This is a genomic window from uncultured Campylobacter sp. (assembly GCF_937959485.1).
Taxonomy (GTDB): domain Bacteria; phylum Campylobacterota; class Campylobacteria; order Campylobacterales; family Campylobacteraceae; genus Campylobacter_B.
Map to the genome: position 1 here is coordinate 56,819 of NZ_CALGPY010000003.1, position 7,227 is coordinate 64,045.

The 7,227-nt window shown below is 46.8% G+C and carries 9 protein-coding genes; 8 read left to right on the plus strand and 1 reads right to left on the minus strand.

What is annotated here, in order from left to right:
* Nucleotides 1–30 precede the first annotated feature (30 nt).
* The 8 genes from ribA (at nt 31) to Q0380_RS00705 (ending at nt 5,453) form a co-directional block, all read left to right on the plus strand.
* Nucleotides 31–591 (plus strand): GTP cyclohydrolase II, encoded by a 561-nt coding sequence (gene ribA, locus Q0380_RS00670; protein WP_297905488.1) that lies wholly within the window; start codon nt 31–33, stop codon nt 589–591.
* Nucleotides 588–1,166, plus strand: a complete 579-nt coding sequence (gene rsmG / locus Q0380_RS00675) for a 16S rRNA (guanine(527)-N(7))-methyltransferase RsmG (protein WP_298958884.1) — start codon at nt 588–590, stop codon at nt 1,164–1,166. The genes ribA and rsmG overlap by 4 nt, the downstream gene beginning before the upstream one ends.
* Nucleotides 1,166–1,372 carry a hypothetical protein gene (locus Q0380_RS00680; RefSeq protein WP_298958886.1) on the plus strand — a complete coding sequence of 69 codons (207 nt, stop codon included), beginning with the start codon at nt 1,166–1,168 and terminating at the stop codon, nt 1,370–1,372. The genes rsmG and Q0380_RS00680 overlap by 1 nt, the downstream gene beginning before the upstream one ends.
* Nucleotides 1,369–1,911, plus strand: coding sequence for a hypothetical protein (locus tag Q0380_RS00685; RefSeq protein ID WP_298958889.1), 543 nt, complete (start codon nt 1,369–1,371; stop codon nt 1,909–1,911). The genes Q0380_RS00680 and Q0380_RS00685 overlap by 4 nt, the downstream gene beginning before the upstream one ends.
* Before the next feature lie 572 nt (nt 1,912–2,483).
* Nucleotides 2,484–3,686: a chloride channel protein gene (locus tag Q0380_RS00690; RefSeq protein WP_298958892.1), complete on the plus strand. Its 1,203-nt coding sequence runs from the start codon at nt 2,484–2,486 to the stop codon at nt 3,684–3,686.
* A gap of 199 nt (nt 3,687–3,885) precedes the next feature.
* The gene (gene lysM / locus Q0380_RS00695; RefSeq protein ID WP_295153191.1) at nt 3,886–4,308 is read left to right on the plus strand and encodes a peptidoglycan-binding protein LysM; all 423 of its coding nucleotides are present in this window, start codon (nt 3,886–3,888) and stop codon (nt 4,306–4,308) included.
* Between the two features lie 177 nt (nt 4,309–4,485).
* Nucleotides 4,486–4,674 (plus strand): hypothetical protein, encoded by a 189-nt coding sequence (locus tag Q0380_RS00700; protein WP_295153190.1) that lies wholly within the window; start codon nt 4,486–4,488, stop codon nt 4,672–4,674.
* 116 nt (nt 4,675–4,790) lie between these two features.
* Nucleotides 4,791–5,453, plus strand: a complete 663-nt coding sequence (locus Q0380_RS00705; protein ID WP_298958896.1) for a hypothetical protein — start codon at nt 4,791–4,793, stop codon at nt 5,451–5,453.
* Between the two features lie 171 nt (nt 5,454–5,624).
* Here Q0380_RS00705 and Q0380_RS00710 read toward each other — a convergent pair whose 3' ends face one another.
* Nucleotides 5,625–6,683: a DUF3137 domain-containing protein gene (locus tag Q0380_RS00710; RefSeq protein ID WP_298958898.1), complete on the minus strand. Its 1,059-nt coding sequence runs from the start codon at nt 6,681–6,683 to the stop codon at nt 5,625–5,627.
* Nucleotides 6,684–7,227: the final 544 nt, after the last annotated feature.

Genomic DNA, 7,227 nt, shown 5'->3' on the forward strand with positions numbered 1-7,227 from the left:
TATAATATCACAATCGGAGTAAATTTAAGCATGGATATAAAAATTTCAGAGGTCGCAAATCTCCCCTCCCGCTTCGGAAGCTTCCGCGTTCAGTCGTTTAAGCAAGGCGAGAAAGAGCACCTAGTGATATTTAAGCAACCTTTGGAGGGCGTCGTAAACGTGCGGATCCACTCGGAGTGCCTCACCGGCGATGCGATCGGCAGCCTAAAGTGCGACTGCGGCGAACAGCTCGAAGCGAGCCTAAAATATATCGAAGAGCACGGCGGCATGGTGATCTATCTGCGTCAAGAGGGGCGCAATATCGGGCTTTTTAATAAAATCAACGCCTACGCCCTGCAAGATCAGGGCCTCGATACGATCGAAGCAAACCATCAACTCGGCTTCAAGGCAGACGAGCGCACCTACGAGATCGTGGATTTCATACTCGCTCATTTTGGAATTTCGCGCATAAATCTGCTTACGAACAACCCGCAAAAGCTGCACGATCTAAAGGTCGAAGTAGTCGCGCGCGTGCCGATAATCATCACTCCAAATAAATTTAACGAAAACTATCTGCGCGTCAAAAAAGAGCAGATGGGGCATCTGCTGTGAAGCTTGCGCCGGGCGAGAGCTTTGGCGAACAGGTCGCTAAATTTAAAGCCTGTCTGCAAAAATTTAACCGCGTGCATAGCCTCACGAATTACGACGATTTGGACGCGGTGGTGCGCGACAGCCTAAGCGGAGCGAATTTCATACCGCGCTATCCGCGCATCGCGTGCGACATCGGCTCGGGAGCGGGCTTTCCGGGGATTCTTTTAGCGCTTGCGCTGCCGCTATGCGAGTGGCATCTGTTTGAGCCAAATCAAAAAAAAGCGGCGTTTCTAACCTACGTGAAGGTTAGTCTTGCGCTAGCTAACGTAAAAATCCACGCCGAACGCGTGCAAGACGGCGCAAAGCTGCGCGCCGATCTGATAAGCTCGCGAGCGCTGATGAGCGCGCGAAGCTTAATTGAAATTTGCCGCGGCTTTTACGACGAAAACACGACGTTTTTGCTCTACAAAGGCTCGGGCGCAGAGTCGGAAGCGGCGGAATTCCGCAAGGAATTTACGAGCGCGAGCTACGAAATTTTTAGCGGCGAAAACGCTTTGAAAAATAGAAAATTTTTAGTGATCAAAGGAGTGAAATAATGGGAAAAATTCTAGCCGTCGCCGTTATCGCGGCGCTTATATATTTTTTGATAGTGCCTAGATTTCGCGTAAAGAAAAAGGATGATACGACCGAGCTTTTGGCGTGCGACGAGTGCGGGACGTACTTTAGCAGCGACGAGCTTACTCTGCGCGACAAAAAGCGCCTTTGCAAATCCTGCGAAGCCAAACTAAGGGGCGGCAAATGATCATCCTAGGCCACGCGCTCGTGCCCTACGAGCCGCTGTATCTCATCAAAAACGGCGACGAAGTTTTCAAATACGACAATCTGCTCTTTAAATTTAACGACAGGCTCATCGACGCCGCGCAAAAGGCGCAGAAAAAATTTAGCGTTATTACGAATGATGTAAATGAAATTTTACTCGCAAACGGCGCAGGCGCGCGCTTCATCGTCGTGGATAAAAAATCTGCCGCGGCCGCGCAAAAGCTAGCCAACGATTATCTTTTCGACGCCAAGATCGCGATGTTTATCGGCTCTGCGCGGGCGTTAAAAAACTTAGCCGAGCTCGGAATCGATGCGGCGATTTTTAAAGACGCGATCGCAAATGCGCCCAAATCGCTACTTGCAAGCATCGGAGATAGCGTAGGCTTTAAATTTCACTTCGGGCTTCCGAAAAAAGATGAAATTTTCGGCGGCGCACAAAAGCTCGCGGATAAAATTTCGGCTCTGGATAAAAAGCTAAGCGCGCCCGCAGCTGGTAAAAACGACGATATTTGGAAAAAATAGCAAAATCCTAAGCAAATTTGTCCGCGAGGGGGCGCAAAATTTTATGACTCACGCAAATTAAAATTTCGCGCATAATTTTGCCTAGCCTCGCGGCTTAGAATTGCACGCGAGATTTCGCTCACTTACGCGGATCGTAATTCTACGCGGAATTTTGCCCTCTTTCGTAAATTAGAATTCTGCGCGAAATCCCACGCGTCCTCTGCAAAATTTTCTCGCTTACTCAATTTAAAATTTTACCCGCTCGGATAGATTTAAATTTTACGTAGAATTTCGCCTGTCCTCGCGACAAGAAATTTCAAATAGAATTTTATCCTCCCGCGCGATGCGAAATTTTATTAAATTTTCTACGCGTGATATAAAATCTACGTAAATTTTACTCGCGCAATTACGTAAATAAAATTCCGCCTCTGCCTACGCTTCATAGAATTTTGCGCAAAATTTACCCGCAGAGACGATATAAATTCTTAGCCATTGTTTTAAAATTTACTCGCGTTTTAGCTGCTTTTATATGCACGGTAAGGATTTTTTAAAGCTAAAATTTTATATAATTATGCGTTTCAAAAAGGCATATTTTGAGTACTAAATTCTTTCTAGCGATCCTTGCGATAGGCGTTATAATGGGGCTTTGCGCAGGGCTCTTAAACTTCGGCATCAACGAAATTGAAACTTTTGCTTTTGGGCATAATGATGAGGAATTTCACATTATCACGGAGCAAACCACTGCGCTTAGGCGCTTTCTTAGCGTCCTCGCAGCCGGTGCAATCGTAACTTTAATTAGAATTCTACTGATAAGGCTAAAACCCTTTTTAAACGTAGCTTCGATGATGGATGGGCGAAATCCGCCGTTTTGGCAAAATTTAATCCACTCGGTTTTGCAGCTTGTAGCCATCGCCATGGGCGCACCGGTAGGCAGTGAGGCTGCTCCGCGCGAGCTAGGTGGCTTGTTTGCGGCTAAAATTTGCCGCGCCTTAAATATCAGCGGAGATGAGCTTCGGCTATTTATCGCATGCGGCGCGGGAGCGGGACTGGGCGCTGCATATAACGTCCCGTTAGCGGGCGCGCTTTTTAGCCTAGAAATTTTGCTTAAAAGCTTCGATACTCGAGCGATTTTATGCGCTTTTGCCACAAGTGCGGTGGCCACAGCTACAGCGGAATTCGGAGCTTCAAAAGAAATTTATTACGCAGTTTCGAACTTCGCCCCTACCCCACAGAATTTACTCGCAGCAGCGCTAATCGGACTTGTCACGGGGGTCGCGGCGAAATACTTTCAAGATGGGGTGCGCTTGTGCGAAAAGCTGCGCATAAAAAGCCTCAAGATCGCGCTTACACTACCATTTGCATTCGTGCTTACCGCAGTGATCGGTGCATACGTACCAGAAATTTTAGGCAATGGACGCTCTGCAGCGCAGTTTGCTTTCAACTCCGCATCCTTTAGTCCGTATTTGCTTGCGATCTTGCTTTGCAAAGCGTTTTGCATTTTGATGATCTTTCGCTGCGGCGGATACGGCGGCACGCTCACGCCGAGTTTCGCGCTAGGCGCAGTTTTAGGGCTATGCGCGGGGTTTGCGATCGGCGAAATTCTACCTATTAGCCTAAGTGCGGCAGGCGTTTGCGGAGGGGCTGCCTTTTTAGCGATCAACCTAAACGCGCCGCTTTGCGCCTTTGCCCTAAGCGCGGGATTTTGCGGGCTAAATCTCAACTCATATTCGGTCGTCGTTTTTAGCATCGTATGCGCCGTGATCGCTAGAAATTTACTGACGAAAAATTTAGCGTAGTCGCAACGCTTATAATTCATACGCTGCAAATCTGAATCGATGGGCGCGGCGATGATGGTCTGAAAACCTGCCGTCGCGCATAGAGTGAGCGCAGTAGGTTGCATCATTGGGCTAGGGCGGAGCCGTAAGGATATGCGTCTAAGCTGATCGTTGGTAAATTTAAGATAAAATTTCGCCACTTTAACCAAAGGAGAAAACAATGGGTTTACTTTCATTCGTAGCCGAAGCAGGCAAGAAACTACTAGGTCTAGGCGATGACGCTAAGCACGTAAAAGACGAGATCGCCACCAATCTCAGCTCGACGCCGGTAGAGGGGCTAGAGGTCGAGGTGCAGGGCGACACCGTCAAAATCAGCGGCAACGCAGATAAGGAAACTCTCGAAAAAGCAGCCCTCATCGCGGGCAACACCGCAGGCATTAAAAACGTGCAGATCGAGGGCATTAGAGAGGATAGCGCCGAGAACTACTACACCATCGTGAAGGGCGATAACCTATCTAAAATCGCGAAGAGATTCTACGGCGACGCGAATAAATACAAGATTATTTTCGACGCCAACCGCGAGGTTATCAAGGACGCGAACCTCATCTATCCGGGGCAGAAGATTAGAATTCCAAAAGCTTAAGCTCGCTTTTGAATGCTGCGGCTTGATTTTGCAAGCCGCGGATTTTATTTTTGCGCGTATTGTGCTGCGTTTATGCGAGCCGTGATTTATCAGCCCGCGGCGCAGCGCGACTTTAGCGAGCCAAAATTTTACGAGTTAGCGGGGCGCCGCGGTTTTTTACGCTTTAAGAGGCGCGTTTTGCAGACTAGCAGCACGGCGCGGTTTTTGCAGGGCGTGATTTTGAGCTGGCTTTGCGGCGTGGTTTTCAAACTGCGATTTTATGAACCGACGGCACGGCATAATTTTACGAACTATGGATTTTGCAGACCGCGGATTTACGAGCCGCGGATTTGCTTTTGCAAGACGGGTTTTGATTTTGAGCTGTGACGCGGTTTTGCGAGCCGTACTACGGCGGATAGTGGATTATCCGCCGCACTTGCGCGCTGCCATCCTATTTGGGAACATATAAAACGCTTTGAAATTCTACTTATAAAGAGCTAAATTTGAATAAATTTAAAATCAGCACTACGCTAGAAAAGGCCAAGTCTAGGGATTACGACAAATATCCGATAATCATCAAAGACAACGCGATAGAAATGATAAAACTATACCTGCCGTTTCTATTTCTTTTAGATATTATTTCATACCTCTCTCCATATAGGCATCCCGGAGAGCTAACCAGGCGCCCAAAAGAGCTAGGAAGCTGCTATATTAAATTTAAAAATTCCGCCATAGAGTATTTTTCTACGAAGAAAAATTTGATCTTATTTAAGATAGAACTATCAAATATCGTGGATATTAAACGAACCTTCGGACCTTCCGAATTTCAATCACCGATCGCTACAAAAAAGTTTGGATTTTGCGTCGTTATGATCTACTTCGTTTTGATGTCTACGGTTTTTTACTTTAAGGGCTATGCGATAGCCCCATTCATAGTGCCGATAGCATTTGGACTCGGCATGCTTCCATTGCTGATTTTTAGGATAATAAACGGGCTAGGACTTGGACTGGATATGCTAAGCGGCGATAGTTTGATCATTTTTGATAAGCATTTTATTATCGACGCCTCGATTTTAACAAGCAACGAATACAAGGAGCTAAAAACCTATTTTCTGCTAAAAACGGGTAAAAATTTAGACAAAATCCAGCCGCAAATTTTTATATAAGCTAGGAGTAAAGAGCAGGTTTTAGACGTAAAGCAAAAATTTGATAAGCAGCTAAGCGATAAATATTTAGAAAATAGCCTCGTATGAAATCAAAATTTAATAAAGACCTAGACGCGCCGAATTATCTTTTAAGAGTTAAAAATTTTTAGTAAAAATACCGCTTAAATTTTATTAAATCCAAATCCTCACGTTCAGTTTTAAAATTTTAACGATACTCAAAAAGTTTAAAATTTCACTCTTTATCTCGCCTGCGGGGTCGCGGCGCAGCACGCTTTCATATACGCTAGGCTCGAAATTATCGCGCCCGGTGTGCACGAAAATATGGATCCGCCGCTCTCTGATACTCGCCCAGATCTGCGCTCCCATCGCGTCGCCCACCGCCAAAAATCGCTCCATAAATGCGGGCGTTAGCACATACATCGCGTTTTGCGGCTCGTCGCTAAGCACCTTGTAGCGCGCGGCAAATTCCACGTTATCCATCGCAACGGGCTTTAGACCTACGTGCTGCTTATTTTGCATCTCGCGCGGATAGATGAAAACGGGTGCAATGATACGCTTGTTAAATTCCGCTACGAAAAACGCCCCCACGAGCTCGTGCTGCAAATTTTGATGAAAAAAACTCACGTCGCTAAACTCGAAGCTCACCCCCTGCCACGCGCCGCCCACGCGGTCGTTGCCGCGCAGATTTTCGATAAACTCGAACAGATCGCTCTGCACCACGCGCCAAAACGGCACGCTGCCGTAGGAGACGTATTCGTAGCCGAGCTCGCGCACGAAAGGCGCCAGATAGTGCTGCTTATAGCTTTGGCGATACCGCCCGGTAAAGATATCTTGCACGCTTCTTACGCCGAGCGCGTAAAGCCGCGCCGCTAGCCACACCGCGAGCGCAAGCGCGGCTAAGCTTATCAACGCCTGCGGCAAGGCCGCGGAGTATTTAAATATCAAAAACGAGATCGCGACCGCGCCGAACTTTAAGATATTTTCCGTGCCGATGAGATCCTTTTGCCAGCCACTTAAGTGCACCTCTTTAAGGCTTACGGCGAGCGAGGCGACCGCCAGCAGCACGAGCATCGTCGCGCTAAAGCTCTGCGCGCCCTGCCTATCTGCAAAATACGCGATAGCGCCGAACACCGCAAACAAGACGATCGTGCTTACGGCGACGATAAACTTTAGCTGCTCCACGTGCTTTTTCGCGTCCAGTCGCAGGCGCTCTAAATCATAAATAGTCAAAATTTCGCCCCTCTTTGAATTTGCCCGTAATTTTAGCGAAATTCTAGGGATTTTGGAATTTCAAAGCTCACTCGTCCGCACATAAGGCGGATTTTTATATGAATTTCGCACAGCGCCCTAAATTTAAGGATAAATTCAAAACTCTAAGTTTAAAATTTGACCGTAGCGGGGCGGCGCGCAGAAATGAAATTTCACATAAAAGCGGCGCCAAATTTCAGCGCACGGAAGTTAAATTTCAAGGCATAAATTTGCTACGTAGAATTTTAAAAGCTCGATACAAAGCGTTATTGGCGCGAGGCTTAAGATCGGTATAAACTTGCTACGTAAAATTTAAAAGCAGGATTTTCTAGTTAAATTTCTAAAAGCAAATTTCAGTAAAATTTCACGAGGCAGAATTTCAAATTAAAATTTTGCAAATTAAATTCCGCAAAGCGCAATTCAAAGCAAAATTCTGCGCGCAAGCAAACCCCGCAAATCAAATATCGGAGTAAAAATGAGATATATTTTCGGGCCCGTCGCCTCGCGTAGGTTCGGGCGCAGCCTC

Excerpts from the sequence above, each read along its gene's own strand:
- ribA (WP_297905488.1), top strand. The coding sequence starts at position 31 with ATGGATATAAAAATTTCAGAGGTCGCAAATCTCCCCTCCCGCTTCGGA.
- Q0380_RS00680 (WP_298958886.1), top strand. The coding sequence starts at position 1,166 with ATGGGAAAAATTCTAGCCGTCGCCGTTATCGCGGCGCTTATATATTTT.
- Q0380_RS00685 (WP_298958889.1), top strand. The coding sequence starts at position 1,369 with ATGATCATCCTAGGCCACGCGCTCGTGCCCTACGAGCCGCTGTATCTC.
- lysM (WP_295153191.1), top strand. The coding sequence starts at position 3,886 with ATGGGTTTACTTTCATTCGTAGCCGAAGCAGGCAAGAAACTACTAGGT.